Here is a 17291-nt window from a genome sequence, read left to right on the forward strand (position 1 = left end):
GACATCATAAGGACAGAGATAAGTATTTAGTGACTCCTCTTGTAGAATTTTTCCAAACAATACTTTGTAAGCGATTTCAAACCAATTCTATCTCTTACCATTCTTCACGTCATTCTCCTTACGGGTAAAGGTCTGAGCATATCCATAAATTTGATATATTTACGGATAGCTCGGCTTTAGACCATATAAAAAACGGAGGTTATGTTATGATTAGAAAATGTCTAGTTTTATTTCTTTCCTTCGCTTTATTGCTGAGTGTCTTTCCCATGCTAAATGTAGATGCTGCCAATCGACCACTGGCTAAACTACCTGGAAATTCCAACCCTCTAATGGATCACAAATTGGGAGCTGACCCGTATTCATTGGTATATGATGGAAGAGTGTATATTTACATGTCAAGTGATACGTACGTGTATAACAAGGATGGATCGATTAAAGAGAACGACTTTAGTAGGCTGGATCGTATCCAGGTCATATCCTCCACAGACATGGTGAACTGGACGGATCACGGAACGATACCAGTCGCAGGTGCCAACAACAAAAACGGTGGAAGAGGCATTGCCAAATGGGCCTCTAACTCCTGGGCTCCAGCAGTTGCGCATAAAAAAATAAATGGCAGAGACAAGTTCTTTTTATATTTCGCCAATGGGGGAGCAGGTATTGGTGTCCTGACAGCGGACACGCCTATCGGACCTTGGACAGATCCCCTTGGCAAAGCACTTGTGACACATAGTACACCTGGGATGGCTGGCGTGACTTGGCTTTTTGACCCGGCTGTACTGGTAGATAATGATGGCACGGGATACCTGTATAGCGGTGGCGGAATTCCTAATGAATCCGATCCGGCTTCCATTGCAAATCCGAAAACCGCCAGAGTCATCAAATTAGGCGCAGATATGACAAGCGTTATTGGAAGTGCCACCACTATAGATGCTCCTTACCTGTTTGAAGATTCCGGTATTCATAAGTACAACGGCAAATACTACTATTCGTACTGTATCAACTTTGCCGGAACACACCCTCCACAGTACCCTGCTGGTGAAATCGGCTATATGGTTAGCGACAACCCGATGGGTCCCTTCACTTATAAAGGTCATTTCCTGAAAAATCCGTATACGTTCTTCGGCGTTGGCGGCAACAACCACCATGCTGTATTTAATTTCAAGAATGAATGGTATGTCGTATACCATGCCCAAACGGTCAGCAAAGCTCAAATTGGAGATGGAAAAGGCTATCGCTCTCCGCATATTAATAAGCTGGTGCACAAGGAGGACGGAAGCATCTCTGAGGTGCAAGGGAATATGACAGGAATCGCGCAGCTATCCAATATGAACCCGTATACCAGAGTTGAAGCGGAGACCATTGCCTGGCAAGCAGGCATTGCGACCGAACCCACGCAAGCCAGCGGCGGCCCGATTGGCAATCTGAATGTGACCAACATCCATAATGGGGACTGGATCGCTGTTGGAAAGGCTAATTTTGGCTCTACCGGAGCGAAGACGTTCAAAGCTAATGTGGCCACAAATGTCGGTGGCAATATTGAAGTACGGCTTGACAGTGAAACAGGTCCTCTAGTCGGTTCCTTGAAAGTGCCATCAACTGGAGGTATGCAAACCTGGAGAGAAGTAGAGACCACGATCAATAATGCAACAGGAGTTCACAACGTTTATCTGGTGTTTACCGGGTCAAGTAACGGTAATCTGTTGAATTTGGATGCCTGGCAATTCACTCCCAACACGGGGGAAAATACGGTAACAAAGGTTGAAGCCGAGAATATGAATATTGGCGGCACTCATGCAGGCAAGATCAGTGCACCGTTTGACGGAGTCGCCTTGTATGCCAATGCTGACTACACTTCATATTCACAGTATTTTGCCAACCCTACGCATAATATCTCAGTGCGGGGGGCTTCAAGCAATGCTGGTACGGCCAAGGTGGACTTGGTTATTGGAGGAACAACTGTAGGTTCCTTCAATTTCACAGGCAAAACGCCGACTGTCAAAACCTTGTCCAATATTACTCACGCTATCGGAGATCAGGAGGTCAAACTCACCTTGACGAGCGATGACGGCACTTGGGATGCCTACGTGGATTTCATTGAATTTTCGTTATGATCGCTCGTCGAAACAGTAGTTGTTCTGGACCTTTTGTAAAATCGAGAGATCCGCCTGTTATTCCAAGCGAGCGCAATCGGCGGGTGAAATGCTCTATTAATTGGTTTTCGGCAGACTGTATCGCGTTTGCTGGAAACGTATTCCACAACTTTGTTCATATTTGAAATTATTCTTGGAGGTGTATTTATGAAGAAGAAGTATTGGTTTACACTGGTGATCACGGGTATAGTTTCTCTGTTTTTTTCGGTAAGCGCTTTTGCGGCGAATGTGTTCTGGGAACCATTAAGTTATTATAATCCGAGTACATGGCAAAAGGCAGATGGATATTCCAATGGGGACATGTTTAATTGCACTTGGCGTGCCAATAATGTCAATTTTACTAACGATGGCAAAATGAAGCTTAGCTTAACGAGTTCTGCGTATAATAAATTTGACGGCGGAGAGTATCGTTCGAAGAATACTTACAGATACGGCTTATACGAGGTCAACATGAAGCCTGCTAAAAATACAGGAATCGTATCTTCCTTTTTCACATATACGGGACCTGCTAATGGCACGCAATGGGATGAAATAGATATTGAATTTTTAGGAAAAGACACAACAAAAGTGCAATTTAACTATTATACAAACGGGGTCGGTGGTCATGAGAAGGTTGTCGATCTGGGTTTTGATGCATCAAGTGGCTTCCACACCTATGCATTCGATTGGCAGCCAGGATACATTAAGTGGTATGTTGACGGGGTTCTAAAGCATACGGCAACTACGAACATACCGAAAACGCCAGGCCAAATTATGATGAATTTATGGAATGGCACCGGAGTAGATAGCTGGTTAGGTCCATATAACGGAGTCAATCCGTTGTACGCCGAATATGACTGGGTAAAATATACGAGCAATTAGTATGATTACAGCAGAAGAGGCAGCCCTGTAGGGCTGCTTTTGCGTGTTCAGGGGGAGATAGCTGAATAGACCCGCTAGGGGATTTTTTAGTTAACATAATGATGTTATGAAAAACTGCAAAAAAATAAGTGATTTTACTTAAATTTTTGAATAGATTTAGAAATAGAATTATCTCGAAATTCTTTTGGTGTTATAACCTATTTCGTTTTCAATCCCATAAATAGGAATGTCAGTATTTTCAAGTAAGATAGATGCTCTAGTTAACTTTTGAAGTAATATAATTTCTGAGAAAGATCTATTGGTAGTTCTTTTAATTAAATTACTTAGATAGTTTGGATGAAAATTGAAATACTTAGCTGTGGAAATTAAAGTACAAGTCATATAATTTTTCTCTAAGTAATTAAGTATTTCTATAACAGGTGTATTGTTGATTGATTTTGAGTTAGATTGGCTTGAGTCGTACTGAAATACCCTCAATAGCTCAGAAAATATAAGCACCATAAAGCAATCAATTATTCATTTGAACATAAAGATTTATATGAGTTTCACCTGAAAATGCTGGACTCCTTGTAATAGAGTCCGGCATTTTTTGGTTCTCCCAGTCTAACATAACTATTTAAACGGTTAGTTAAAAAAAAGCATTGCATTAAATACTTGACTCTCCCCATTAGGGGATACATTAAACTCAATTTGTAAGCTAATCAATTAAAAGGAGGAATCAAAATGAACTTAGATATTAGAGACATTAGAAAAAAAGATATAGAACCTATTAAAGCAATTATTGCGGATACTTGGAACGCAAAGGATTTTATAGAGGATGAGGGCGTGATAAATGCAGCAGTTACAATGATGTTCATAAGTCCAATATTAAATAAAAGTACTTTTGGAAGAGTAGCTACATTAGATGGAGAAGTCATTGGTGTAATTTTTGGTTCAAGAGTTGGTGAAACAACATCTTATAGAATGCTTCAGGAAGATTATACAAGTGAATTACTACAACTCTTAAATCTAAATGACATAGAACGAAAAGTATTTGTTGAACTCACCTCTATGACTAATGAGGCATACAGTAAGTTAATTAGAGGAAAAGAAGATGAGTTTCAGGGTTGCTTAGAATTCTTTGCTGTTTCTGAAAAAGCTAGAGGAAAAAAGATAGAGAAAAAATTATTTAATGAACTCATCTCTTACTTAAGAGATACAAAAGCAACTAAAATTTATGTGTATACAGACACAATGAGTAACTATGGATTCTATGATCATTAATGGATTTGTCCGTCTTGATGAAGCAGTAACTGTATTTAATCTACCTATCGGCAAACTCGAAAATACAAATTTTGCTTATGAATAGCTGTCCTTAATATTTCTATTCGTTTATTAAGTTCTTCTAATTTCTTTATGAATTTCTTCATTTTTCTGCTCTAAGTAAAGTTTAAGGTAATTAGTATCGGCTTTAGCAAATAAGGCTTTAATTTCTTTAAGACTTACATTACTTTGCTTACTAATTTTTATAATATCCAGATAGATGAATTGATTAATTATACTTTTTGTTCTCCATAATTTCCTCCAATAAGTCTTATGTGTGAAAGTCGTCGTTCTGCTAATACATCAATTCCTACCCTCCTAATAAATCACAAGTTGTGCTCTTACACAATAACTCGCATTTAAGGGATTTGAATTTGCGTTTTATCCAAAAGCTATGTATAGAATATTAAAATATTGTATACTGTTCAGACTATAATTCCATGCAACATGCAATGGGGAAGAGGTGTATGGTATTTATGTATAGAGTGGCTATTTGCGATGATGAGTACAAGCAAAGAGAGCTTGTTAAAAATATGCTGATTGCTTTATCCATCAAAACAAATATAGAATTTAAAATTGAGTTATTCAACTCAGGAGAACAGCTGGTAGCTCATTATTTAAACCATGAATTGCCATTCCATATCTTAATATTGGATATTGAAATGAACGGCATGAACGGAATTCAAACAGCTCAAAAAATAAGGAGTTTACGTCACCTTGATGAACAGATCATTTTTTTAACGAGCTATCCCGAATATATGCTAGAAAGCTTTGACGTAGTTACCTTTCAGTACTTAATAAAACCGATTGCTTCCCATATCTTTGAGGAAAAAATGATAAAACTGTGTCAGTATTTTCAATCTCTTGATAAAAAATTCGTTATCATCAAGTCAGCTTATGAAGAAGTGCTTTTAAAATATGATGATATCATTAGTATTGAAGTGGCCAAAAGCTTGACCATAAAAAACAAACTGCATTTTGTAACCTCTACACAAACCTATGATAGCAAAGGGATTCTTTCAGATTATGCTTTAGCATTAAAGGAATATAATTTTCTGCAAATTCATCGTTCGATTATTATAAACTTAATTCATGTCAAAAAATTTGCTGGCGGTGATGTTCTGATGTCAAATGATGTGAAGTTGCCTATTGGACGTTCTAAAATAAAAGAAGTTAAAGATCTATATACCAAATTTATGATCATGAAGATGCATTAATATGATGGAATATAACTCCCTGTTTCTTAACCTATGTGTTGTCTTGGTGATGTGCTTTCAGGTGAATTTTTACTTCAACTCGGTTTTTGATAAGTCCAGTCGAAAGCCGAACAGAATGATGTATTTCATTATTTTCGGGCTGCTGAATTTTTTATATTTAAGTGTTTATCTGTCTCCTACGTTTTCCTCCATTTTGGCGTTATTTGTCATATTTAGCTTGGCCCAGTCTTATACCGTGGAAATAAAGACAAAGATCATTTTTTCCATCCTTTATGCTGTGTTGATCACCATCGTTAATTTTATATCTCTTTATATTTTATATACTGTAGACTCTGTTAAAGTTAGCAACCTTAGCCATTTGAGCAGTCAAGATCACTTGATATTTTCTAAGGTTATGTTACTCAGCTGTATTATCATGTTTGCTGTCATTCAGATTATACGATTATTTGCCAAACGCAGAACCTTCCCTTTGCATGCCCGTTATTACATTTTATTTCTAATCGTTCCTATCATAAGTATATACCAGGTCAATGTTTTATCTGTTTATAGTGAAAAGAATATGTATTATTTTGTATCTATTATTGGCTTTATTTCCTTAAATGTTTTTATCATATACATCTTCGATAATGTCATTGAAAAATTCCAGTTAATGCATGAAAATGCTCAACTACAACATCAGATGGACTACCAAGATGCTAACTACGAAAAAACGGTTCACAGCTTTAAAAATATGAAAAGAATCATTCACGACACACACCAACAGTTTTTGTATATTGACGAATGTATCAAGAGAAATGAATTAGCTGAGGCAAGTGAACATATTAAGGTCACATTAAATAAAATCGAAGGAGCCTATCAGAGGGTTAACACCGGTAATCTGGTTATAGATGCTCTTGTCACAAATAGTCTTAATATTGCTCAGGCCAATGGCATCAAGGTGGATACCCAGCTCAACTTATACTCACAGAAAGTAAACATTGAACGTTATGACTTGTGTGTCGCTCTGGGTAATATGCTGGATAATGCCATAGAAGCATCTAAAAAGGTCAAAATTGCGGATGATAGGTACATTCTTATTAAAATACATTCCAATGAATCTGCGCTTTTCATTCACATTCTGAATCATATGGAGAATGAAGTTGCCCATTTGCATAGTCAAAAATCAAACCCGGATATTCATGGTATTGGCTTAACGAATATATCCAGAATATGTGACAAATACGGTGGAAACATGATCATTGAAACGAAAAATAAAATATTCAATAATATGGTTTTAATCCCATTTTATAAGGACAGTCCTTAAACATCATGCTGTTTAGGGATTGTTTTTTTCGTTTTAGGATGACTTTGCTATATGGAATCCTCGTTCATTGTATGATCAGTCCAGAAATAAAATCTGGGAACCTATAAGAGGAGGAAATATGGAATGAAGAAAATAATAGCTGTGTTCATTTCGGCCATGCTTTTTGTACTGCCGATGACGAATGCTTTTGCTCAAGACAATCCTAAACCCATTAAGGAAAAGGCGCGTAATCTGGCCTCGGAGCTGGTATCCAAATACGGTGTTAGCGGTGTGCAGTATGCCATTATGGACCATGGAAACATCGTATTATCGGATAGCGTGGGTGTAAAGAATAAAGCAACCAACGAGCCAATCACTAACGATACGATGTTCGGTATAGGCTCTACAAGCAAAATGTTTGTATCTGCTGCAACGATGATGCTGGTAGATGCCCATAAGGTAGATATTGATCAGCCACTAACAACATACATTAAGGACTTTACAATGGCTGATGAAAGATACAAAAAAATTACACCGCGTATGCTGTTAAATCATTCGTCAGGCCTTTACGGTGCTCACTATAAAAATAGTATGTTATTTAATGACAATGATACAGAAAATCATGATGAGCTATTGCTGAGATTACAATCAGAAACTTTAAAATCCAACCCCGGCGAATATTCTGTATATAGTAATGATAGTTTTCAATTGCTTGAAATATTGGTTGAACGGGTGAGTGGTCTAAGTTATACCGAATTTCTGGCAAAGCATGTTAGTGCCCCTTTGGGTTTGAACTCTACGAAAACACCACTCGATCAGTTTGATAGACAAAAGCTGTCCAAAACTTATTTTCCTGCGATTGAGGGAGCCTTACCCGTTGAAAATGCCAATGTCATCGGGACGGGGGGCTTATACTCTACCGCAGAAGAATTGACCCAGTTTGCAGAAGTATTAACAGGGAATAGAACTGATATTTTATCTGAACAATCAGCAAAGTCCATGCAAAGCCATGAATATCGAAAAGGAATATGGGTATCTGAAGAGACAAACAGCTTTAATTATGGCCTTGGCTGGGACGCGGTTCGTTTGGCACCATTTAGTGATTACGGAATAACTGCGTTGTCCAAGGGGGGAGACACTGTTTTGTATCACTCTGTCTTGATCACCCTACCAGAGCATCATATCTCTATGGCTGTGCTTTCATCTGGAGGGTCTTCCATCCTGGATAGTATTTTTGCTTCTAATGTTTTATTGGAGCATTTAAAAGACAAGGGCATCATTAAAGACATTCTACCGGATAAAAGATTTGAACCTCCTGTAAAAGTGGAAATGCCATCTGACTTGCTTTCTTATTCTGGATTATATGGCACTGTGGGTACAACCATCAATGTAGAGATTAAAAATGGAGAGTTTGAGTTACCAGCTTTTCTGGATGGACTCGTCCCGGCGCAAAAATATGTGTATTCAGGCAATGGAGCATTCAAAAGCAGTGATGGCAGTGTAGCCATAAGCTTTGAGAAACAAAAAAACGGAAAAACGTATATTAAGGCTAACTTCTATTTAAACTTTCCGGGATTAGGTCAAATGGTTATGGTAAATTATGAATATCAAAAGCTTGATGCCAATCCTCTAAATACTACAGTTAAAAAAGCATGGGAACATAGAAACGGGAAAAATTATTATGCCCTGGATGAAAAGATATCTTCTATTTTTTATTTGGCTCCATCATTTATTACGAAAAAAATATCCGTTTATCATGAGGGATACGCAAATGGTACTAAAATTGTGGATGAGAATAAAGCCGTTAATGCCGTTGAAATTCCAGTTATGAGTGGAAGAGATGCATTTGATTTGAATTTTACTACCAAGGATGGCTCAGAGTATTTAACCATAGATGGACAGTCCTACATCAGTGAGGATGCTATTAAACCTATCCTAGGAGGGAAATCACAGTACACTATACCATCCAATGGCCAAGCCATATGGTTTAAAATAGATAAAAACGTAGCCCATAAAACGATGACCGTTGATGTTCCAACAAGTGGAGGGTTCGCTGTCTATGATGAAAACGGAGCGGTTGTAGATTTTTCAACTGCCAGCCATAACAATTCGGTTGTTCTGCCCCAAGGGGGATTGATCGTTTTGGGTGGCCAAGCAGGGGATGGATTTAAAATCAATATAAATTAAGCGTGTAGCCGCTCCTGAAAATTCAGGAGCGGCTATTATAATAGAATATCTCAAAACGCCTTGGCGCTATCGAACACGAGGGAAAGCAGGGTAACTTAGTACTTGGAAGCATCTTCAGCCAATTCATTGATGGGATGACTTTAAATGTAAACGCTTGTTAAAAGCTTATATGAGCAGAATGGAAGAGCTAATGTGTATACAATATTCTCGATGCATATACAGCACGTAATGCTGGAGACATGTTTTTTCACGTTTAACCATGTTAAAATAATAGGATACTTGGAGACTTGGCATGGAGAGAAGGCAGGTTGAAACAATGAAACCAAAACTTAACGATGTTGCACAATTAGCTGGAGTTTCACCGACCACGGTTTCTCGCGTACTTAACAATCGTGGCTATATCAGTCAAGAAACAAAGGATCAAGTTCATAAAGCGATGCAGGAGCTAAATTATTTTCCTAATGATGTAGCTCGGTCATTATTTAGTAAACGAACAAATCTGATAGGATTAATCATTCCAACTACAAGCAACCCATTTTTCGGAGAGCTGACTTTCCATATAGAGAATATTTGTGCGTCATTAGGCTATAAGCTGTTGCTTTGTAACAGTTTAAATCAGCTGGATAAAGAAGAATCTTATGTCGATATGCTTATGCGAAATCAAGTTGACGGTATTATCGTCGGTACACACAACCGAGGTATCGTAAATTATGAACAGAAGAATATTGCCGTCATTGCGATCGATCGCTTCCTATCCGATTCAATCCCAGTTGTAGGATCAGATAATTATTTGGGTGGCAAACTGGCGTCAGAACTGCTTATTGAAAAGGGGTGCAAGCATATTTTTCACATAAATGGCCCTGTTGAATTGGAAACACCAGCAAGCTTAAGAAGAAAAGCATATGAAGATGTGATGGAGCAGTATGGTCGAAAGGCAATTACCTATGAAGTACATGATCCCTTTCACCAACAGAATCACAATGAACCGATTAAACGCTTGCTCGATGAACATCCTGAAGTAGATGGATTGTTCGCGAGTAATGACATGGTGGCTGCGTCTTTTATTGCTGAAGCAAGAAGAAGAGGAAAACGGGTTCCTGAAGATATCCGCGTAATTGGATATGACGGAACTGAAACAACCCGCAATCTTCTCCCTGAATTAACGACAATTCAGCAACCAATACAGGAAATCGCGAGATCTTCCATAGAGTTACTTATTAAAGAAATTGAAGGTGGATTCAGTGATGTCCCGCGAGAAACCTATCTACCAGTGAAACTTATTGAAGCTAGTACAGCTTAACACAATTTCCATAGTTTTTAGCATTGTGATATAAGATGGGCTATCCTTATTAGAGTAATTGAAATCAAAGAGGAGAGCTCTTTTTCTTTTGAAGATATGTCAAGCGGTTGACATATGAAAGCGGTTGACATATAATCGATCTGTAAATACGAAAGTGCTTTCATTTACATTAAATGTTCAACTAGAGGAGCGTTCGATATGAGAAAGTCAAAGAGCATGTACTGGAAACTAAGTGCCTATTTCTTCTTTTTTTTCTTTACTTGGTCAGCAAGTTATTCATTGTTCTCCATCTGGCTAGGGCAAGAAATCAGTCTGAATGGTGCTGAAACAGGTGTTATCTTTACTGTAAACGCTATCTTTGCGCTTTGTATGCAACCGCTTTATGGCTATATATCTGATAAAATCGGATTGAAGAAGCATATTTTATTTCTAATCAGTTCTTTACTCTTATTTGTGGGTCCTTTCTATATCTTTATCTATGGACCGTTACTTCAATACAATGTATTTCTCGGCGCCATTGTAGGTGGATTATACTTGGGTATTGCTTTTTTGGCAGGGATTGGAGCCATCGAATCTTATGTCGAGAAAGTCAGCCGAAAATATGACTTTGAATACGGAAAATCTCGTATGTGGGGCTCACTAGGTTGGGCAGCAGCAACATTTTTCGCTGGTCAACTCTTCAATATCAACCCTAACATTAACTTCTGGATTGCATCAGTATCTGCTGTCGTTCTGTTTATCATTATGATGACAATTAAAGTTGAAATGACAGATTCCGAGATGGAGCGAACAGAATCCGTTAACTTTAAGCAAATCGGCCATTTGTTTGCAAATAAGCATTTGTGGTTCTTCATTTTATATGTTCTTGGTGTTACCTGTATTTACAATGTGTATGACCAGCAGTTCCCGAATTACTTTTCATCGACGTTCTCAACGGTTGCATTAGGCAATCAAGTTTACGGTTACTTAAATTCCCTACAAGTGTTCTTGGAAGCAGGCATGATGTTCTTAGCGCCTTTCATTGTCAACAAAATTGGAGCAAAAAAGGGTCTGATATTGGCAGGGTTCTTGATGGCGTTCCGGATCATGGGTTCAGGCTTAGTTATTGGACCTTATGGAATCTCAGCTATGAAATTGATTCACGCATTGGAACTGCCAATCATGCTGATCGCCGTATTTAAGTACTTGGCTGCTAATTTCGATACGCGTCTGTCTTCGATCCTATATCTGGTGGGATACCAGTTTACGAGTCAGGTAGGAGCTTCGATTTTCTCGCCAATCGCCGGTATGTCTTATGACATTAGAGGCTTTGCAAATACGTACGTAATTATGGGTGTTTTCGTATTCGCCTTTACAACCATCTCAATCTTTACCTTAAAGAAAGAACCGAAAAAGCTAGAACCCAAGCCTAACAAGCATATTAAAACAGCATAGGAGGAAGACAAATGAACAGCACATATATTAACAACACGAAGCAAGCTGAGGAAGCATTAAAACAAGCAGAAGCGAAAATGAACAAGCGATACCGATTAGGTTATCATATTATGGCACCAGCAAACTGGATTAACGACCCCAATGGGTTAATTCAATTCAAAGGTGAATATCACGCCTTCTATCAGCATCATCCTTATGATGAGAACTGGGGCCCAATGCATTGGGGCCACGTGAAGAGTAAAGACCTTGTACATTGGGAGCATTGTCCGATTGCATTAGCGCCTGGAGATGCGTGTGACCTTGATGGTTGCTTCTCAGGCAGCGCAGTAGATAATAACGGCGAACTGACATTGATCTATACTGGTCATCACTATATTGATCAACCAAGCAATATCTTTTTCCAAAATCAAAATGTGGCAGTAAGCACAGATGGCATTCATTTTACAAAACTAAGGCAGAATCCCGTAATCGCTGAACCTCCGACTGATAGCTCACAGCATTTCCGTGATCCGAAGGTATGGAAGCATGAGGATACATGGTACATGATCCTAGGTAACAGCACGAAAGAAGATCTGCCACGTGTTATTCTATATACATCTCCTGATCTTAGGACTTGGACCTATCATGGTGTGCTTCTGCAGGGAGATAAGAATATGGGCTTCATGTGGGAGTGCCCTGATTTCTTTGAACTGAACGGTAAGCATATATTTATGTTCTCCCCACAAGGTATTAATGCGCAAGGAGATAAGTACAATAACTTGTTCCAGACGGGATATTATGTTGGCGAATATAATTATGCTAGTAATGAATATAAGCATGGAGAGTTCATCGAGTTGGATACTGGTCATGACTTCTATGCAGTTCAAACTTTTCTAGATGATCAAGGTCGCCGCATTGCGCTTGGTTGGATGGATATGTGGGAATCGGATATGCCGACGAAAGCAGACGGCTGGTGTGGAGCAATGACGATCCCACGTTTAATTACGTTGGGTGACAATAATAGAGTACTGATGACTCCAGTTGAAGAAATGAAGTTACTTCGTCAAAGTAAACATGTTTTGTATCAATATGGCGCTATTTCTGGAAGTTACTTCAAGGAAGTTGAAGAAGACTTGCTTGAAGTGAAGGTCGTGTTCGACCTGACGAAGTCAAGTGCAGACCTGGTAGGCTTGAAGTTTCGTGGAGCAGGTCGAGAAGAAACGGTTATCACGTATTCTATTCTGGAGCAGAAACTAATGCTTAATTGTTCTAAATCAGGTAAAAAGACAGATGGAGTACGTCAAACAGCCTTCAATGCTGAGGGACAGCTGACATTGCATGTATATCTGGATCGTTCATCCATTGAAATGTTTGCGAATGAAGGGCAAGCTACGATGACAAGTCGCATCTATCCGAGTGAGAAATTGCTAGGCATAGAAATCATAACAGAGGGTGGAGAGGCGCTAGTAAATGGGCTGACATATTGGAAATTGAAAGATATCTGGCAAGCTGAATAACTTGATGAAAAGGTTGCTTTCTGAGTCCTTGTAATGACTTAGAAAGCAACCTTTTCGGCAATGGCGACTTTCCCCGGAAATGCTCACCTACATGATAGCCAACTAAACCGAGCCTGGTTTCTGCGTATCCTCAATCATGCCCTTTTGGAAAAACACAAGAGAACGTTTCCATTATTCGGCGTCGGATTCGCTGAAAAGGCCATCCCAGCCGGTTAAGCACTTCCAGTAACCGCGTAGGACCATCAAAGGTTAGGATACTCTATGTTTTGTAATGCTGTCCCGAATTTCTAACTGATGCGATATGGACCAGTGGACAGCTGCTAATTCTTCTCCTCTAATAAGCTTAATGAGATTGCGGGCGGCAACCATGCCCAGTTCGGATGCTGAATATCGGACAGTTGATAATTTAGGCCGGATTATTGTAGCCATATCAATGTCGTCAAATCCCAAGAAGGAGACCTGTTCAGGTACTTTTACACCATTTTCGGCCAGAAAGTTCATAGCACCTATGGCAATTCGGTCCGTTGCGCAGAACACCGCACTAGGCAATGGGCCTGAATGATAAAGTTTTCTCATAGAGGTTATGCCGTCTTCAACTGAAAAGCCGCTTTCCAACACACGTTCGGCACGTACTGGCAGGTGAGCGGTCTTCAATGCCTGTTCATAGCCCAAAAAACGCTGATTGCCCACTGAAATATCCCCCGTTGGTCCCTGCAGCATCGCTATATCTTGATGCCCCTGCTGAATTAGATAAGTTACCGCTTCAAAAGCAGCCGTTATGTTGTCAACATGCACGGAAGGAATGGATTGGTCTCGAAAATCCCGTCCGACAAGGATGCAGGGAATTCCCGCCGCTTCAATGAGCGCAAATAGCGCATCCCGGATTTCGCTTACCGATATAATAATTCCGCTCGCCTGCATTTCACGGAACATATTGTAATAGTGTATTTCAGAATCCTCGTCCCCCCCTGACAAGGCGATTATGACATCGAAGCCGTATAGATGCGCTACTTGATTGATGCCTTCAACCATGTCATCAAAGACGTTGTTTTTAATCGCGGGCAGAAGTACCCCAATCAGAGATGTATCATTCTTTACCAGTGTCCGTGCTATGGCATTTGGACGGAATTGAGTGGCTTCAAGGACATCCTGAACTCGTTTGCGTATTTCACTGTTCACCGTCTGGCTGTTATTGATAACTCTGGAAACCGTTGAAATGGAGACGTTGGCCATTCGAGCCACATCTTTTATAGTCATTTTCATTGTACACACCGACTTTCAAGCAAGTATTTATTTAGAAAAAGTTTCTCAAAGTGGATTGAATTAATTATATCAGTTTATTGAATTGTTTATTGAGTTTAACAAAGATTCCAGAGCAAAGAAAGCGCTTGACCTTGGTTTATAAGGAGAGTATAATCAACCCCGGAAAACGTTTTCTAGTATTTTCTGGACAAAAACAATTGTTTTTACCAATAATCAGCTGGATTCAAGGTATTTCAGCTTGTTTTTTTGATGATTAAGAAAACGTTTTCTTGATGGCATTGAATTGTAGAGAATAACAAGGGAAAAGGAGCATGAGCATGAGAAGTTCGAGCGATATTGTTGTAATGGGAAATGAGACTTCAGTGCAAACCGGTTCAAATATTACGCTGAAAGAAAAAATTGGTTATGGATTCGGTGATTTTGCCAGCCAGTTGCTGTTTGCCGCCGCAATGACTTTTCTGTCCTATTTTTACACAGATGTAATCGGGATCAGCGCTGGGGTCATTGGTACTTTAATGCTAGTTGCACGCGTACTGGATGCGTTTATTGATGTCGCGATTGGGGCTTTGATTGATAAAACGAAGAGCAGACACGGGAAGGCCCGTCCTTGGTTACTGTGGATGTCCGGGCCATTTGCATTGTCTGGAATTCTCTTGTTCACGGTTCCAAGTGGAAATATGACGATCACTATTCTATACATTTACGTTACCTATCTGCTAATGAACTTTATCTATTCCAGCATTAATGTCCCTTATGGTGTGCTTAATTCCATGATAACGCAGGATTCTTACCAGCGTTCTCTGCTTAATATTTTTCGTATGAGTCTAGCGAATATTGGTGCATTGCTAATTAATTATTTCACCCTCCCGTTAGTGAAGTCATTCGGCGGCGGTCAAAAAGGGTGGATTTACACCTTTATTATATTTGGCTTGCTCGGAACCTTTTTATTTCTCGTTACCTTCTTCAGTACCAAGGAAAGGGTTACTCCATCTGTTGTACAAAAGCCAATTCCGTTTGGACGCGCTTTTGGAGCGCTGATGCGTAATAAGTATTGGAAATTGATCCTTGGGTTTGCTGTGGTCTATTTTATAAATAACGCACTGGGCACAGGTATGAATATTTACTACGCACGTTATGTGTTAAAAGACGCCAATCTGATTGGAGTCCTCGGCATATCCTTACTGCTTCCTTCCCTGTTTGGTTATATGCTATTGCCCCCCGTCGTCAAGCGGATCGGTAAACGAAATTCCTCCATTATCGGAAGTATCCTCCTGATTGTCGGATCGCTTGTCATTGCCGTCAGCCCCACAAGTCTGATGGCGGTCTGTCTGGGACTCGTTATTAAAGCGCTTGGGCATGCCGCTATTCTCGGAACCTTCTTTGCTATGTTGGCAGATACCATTGAATATGGCGAATGGAAGACAGGGATGCGCACCGAAGGACTGGTGTACAGTGCGGGCAGTTTCGGCACAAAAGCGGGAGGCGGTTTGGGAGCGGCACTTATCGGTTGGGGACTGGCATTGGGAGGATATGCTGGTGGACAAGCTACAATCAGTACTACTGCGCTAGCGTCTATTCATTTCATGTTTATCTACGTCCCAATTATCTTGGCTATCCTGCAAATTTTATTGCTGGCATTTTACAATCTAGATAAATTATTTCCCGGTATTGTCAAAGAGCTTGAATTCTTAAAAAACGCTGAATAGCTACTTGGTAAATGAGGTAGCCCATGAATGAACTCATCCTATTGTTGAAGTGAATAGCAGTAAGGCAGTTCAAGAGGGGCTGCTTTTTTCATAGAGGGGTATTCGGATTTTATTCATTTATAAAAGGACAGGGCAGCGTGGTATTATCCCCTTCTAGTAGACAAGAGAGAAAAGACCTCTGTTAAGATGGATTTAATCTTGTTGAATACGGAGGGGATTTTTCATGGCTAAAAAGGGACAATCATTCCGGCAATACTCCTTAGATGTAAAGATGGAGGCAGTCCGGTTGGTGAACGAAGAACATATGAGTATTCGTGAAGTGACGAAACAATAATCGCTGCGGTTCGAACTGTGGGTATCCATAAATTTGAAAATGGCTAAAGTAATTCCAAGTCATTTCCTGCAGCTGATCTAATAGTCGATAATCTTATTGTTATATAGGTCTTTGATGGCAGATAGGTTTTAACTCCTCATCTCGTTCATCATATTTTACCTGAACATTCAGCTAACTTAGTGCAGACAAACAGTATATGACCTACGAAGCGTACGAAACGATCCGGCAGTTGGGAATCCAGTGGCCTGCCGCTCAGGCAGATGTTGCTCTCATTCGGCAGAACATTAAACACAATGATTGCTATGTGCTGGAAATTGACGGGGTCATTCAGGCTACTGTCACCCATCTGAGATATAAGACCCTTGATTTTATAACCGACTTGCCGTTTGTGATATGGTTCGCTGTAGACCCGGCTAACTGAAGTAGTTCCGATTACAGGGAACGGACGAAGCTAATTCATTTAACGAAAGGGGCTTAATGATCCCTGCCATGATCTGTTATTACAAACCATGCCTGATTTTTTAGACAAAAAAGGACATGGTTTGTGTGTATAATATACTTAACATTATATTTCCATACTTTAATTTACTTTTACGCTTAATGTAACAAAAACATTCATATCTCATCATTTTCTCTTATTAAAGGAATTGGATGGATATTGACATTTTTCGAGTCCATATTTAATATATAAATAAAATATTCCATATTTAACGCTTACTTATAGAAAAACACCCTGTATGACTCCAGTAATTTCAC

At 39.5% G+C, this 17291-nt stretch carries 12 protein-coding genes; 11 read left to right on the forward strand and 1 reads right to left on the reverse strand.

What is annotated here, in order from left to right; translation table 11 throughout:
* The first annotated feature begins 206 nt into the window (after positions 1-206).
* From PPM_RS12375 to PPM_RS12415, 9 genes are all read left to right on the forward strand, one after another.
* Positions 207-2114, forward strand: a complete 1908-nt coding sequence (locus tag PPM_RS12375) for a carbohydrate-binding protein (RefSeq protein WP_013371212.1) — start codon at positions 207-209, stop codon at positions 2112-2114.
* 186 nt (positions 2115-2300) lie between these two features.
* Positions 2301-3014 (forward strand): beta-glucanase, encoded by a 714-nt coding sequence (gene bglS / locus PPM_RS12380; protein WP_013371213.1) that lies wholly within the window; start codon positions 2301-2303, stop codon positions 3012-3014.
* Between the two features lie 723 nt (positions 3015-3737).
* Complete coding sequence (locus PPM_RS12385; RefSeq protein ID WP_013371214.1) at positions 3738-4277, forward strand: GNAT family N-acetyltransferase; 540 nt, start codon at positions 3738-3740, stop codon at positions 4275-4277.
* A 515-nt stretch (positions 4278-4792) separates the two neighbouring features.
* The gene (locus tag PPM_RS12390) at positions 4793-5533 is read left to right on the forward strand and encodes a LytR/AlgR family response regulator transcription factor (protein WP_025677748.1); all 741 of its coding nucleotides are present in this window, start codon (positions 4793-4795) and stop codon (positions 5531-5533) included.
* Position 5534: 1 nt separating this feature from the next.
* A complete protein-coding gene (locus PPM_RS12395; protein ID WP_013371216.1) occupies positions 5535-6836 on the forward strand; it encodes a sensor histidine kinase in 1302 nt (433 codons plus the stop codon).
* A 123-nt stretch (positions 6837-6959) separates the two neighbouring features.
* Positions 6960-9002, forward strand: a complete 2043-nt coding sequence (locus tag PPM_RS12400; RefSeq protein WP_013371217.1) for a serine hydrolase domain-containing protein — start codon at positions 6960-6962, stop codon at positions 9000-9002.
* A gap of 316 nt (positions 9003-9318) precedes the next feature.
* Positions 9319-10302, forward strand: a complete 984-nt coding sequence (locus PPM_RS12405; protein WP_025677743.1) for a LacI family DNA-binding transcriptional regulator — start codon at positions 9319-9321, stop codon at positions 10300-10302.
* Positions 10303-10500: 198 nt separating this feature from the next.
* Positions 10501-11736 carry an MFS transporter gene (locus PPM_RS12410; RefSeq protein WP_013371219.1) on the forward strand — a complete coding sequence of 412 codons (1236 nt, stop codon included), beginning with the start codon at positions 10501-10503 and terminating at the stop codon, positions 11734-11736.
* 26 nt (positions 11737-11762) lie between these two features.
* On the forward strand, positions 11763-13232 hold the full coding sequence (locus tag PPM_RS12415) for a glycoside hydrolase family 32 protein (protein WP_043886105.1): 1470 nt from the start codon (positions 11763-11765) through the stop codon (positions 13230-13232).
* Between the two features lie 249 nt (positions 13233-13481).
* Here PPM_RS12415 and PPM_RS12420 read toward each other — a convergent pair whose 3' ends face one another.
* Positions 13482-14495, reverse strand: coding sequence for a LacI family DNA-binding transcriptional regulator (locus PPM_RS12420; protein ID WP_014599762.1), 1014 nt, complete (start codon positions 14493-14495; stop codon positions 13482-13484).
* A 317-nt stretch (positions 14496-14812) separates the two neighbouring features.
* On the opposite strand from PPM_RS12420, the gene PPM_RS12425 reads away from it, so the two are divergent.
* On the forward strand, positions 14813-16201 hold the full coding sequence (locus PPM_RS12425) for an MFS transporter (RefSeq protein ID WP_013371222.1): 1389 nt from the start codon (positions 14813-14815) through the stop codon (positions 16199-16201).
* A gap of 530 nt (positions 16202-16731) precedes the next feature.
* The gene (locus tag PPM_RS12435) at positions 16732-16956 is read left to right on the forward strand and encodes a hypothetical protein (RefSeq protein WP_013371223.1); all 225 of its coding nucleotides are present in this window, start codon (positions 16732-16734) and stop codon (positions 16954-16956) included.
* Positions 16957-17291 lie beyond the last annotated feature (335 nt).

Origin of the sequence: Paenibacillus polymyxa M1 (assembly GCF_000237325.1) — a bacterium.
GTDB classification, from domain to species: domain Bacteria; phylum Bacillota; class Bacilli; order Paenibacillales; family Paenibacillaceae; genus Paenibacillus; species Paenibacillus polymyxa_C.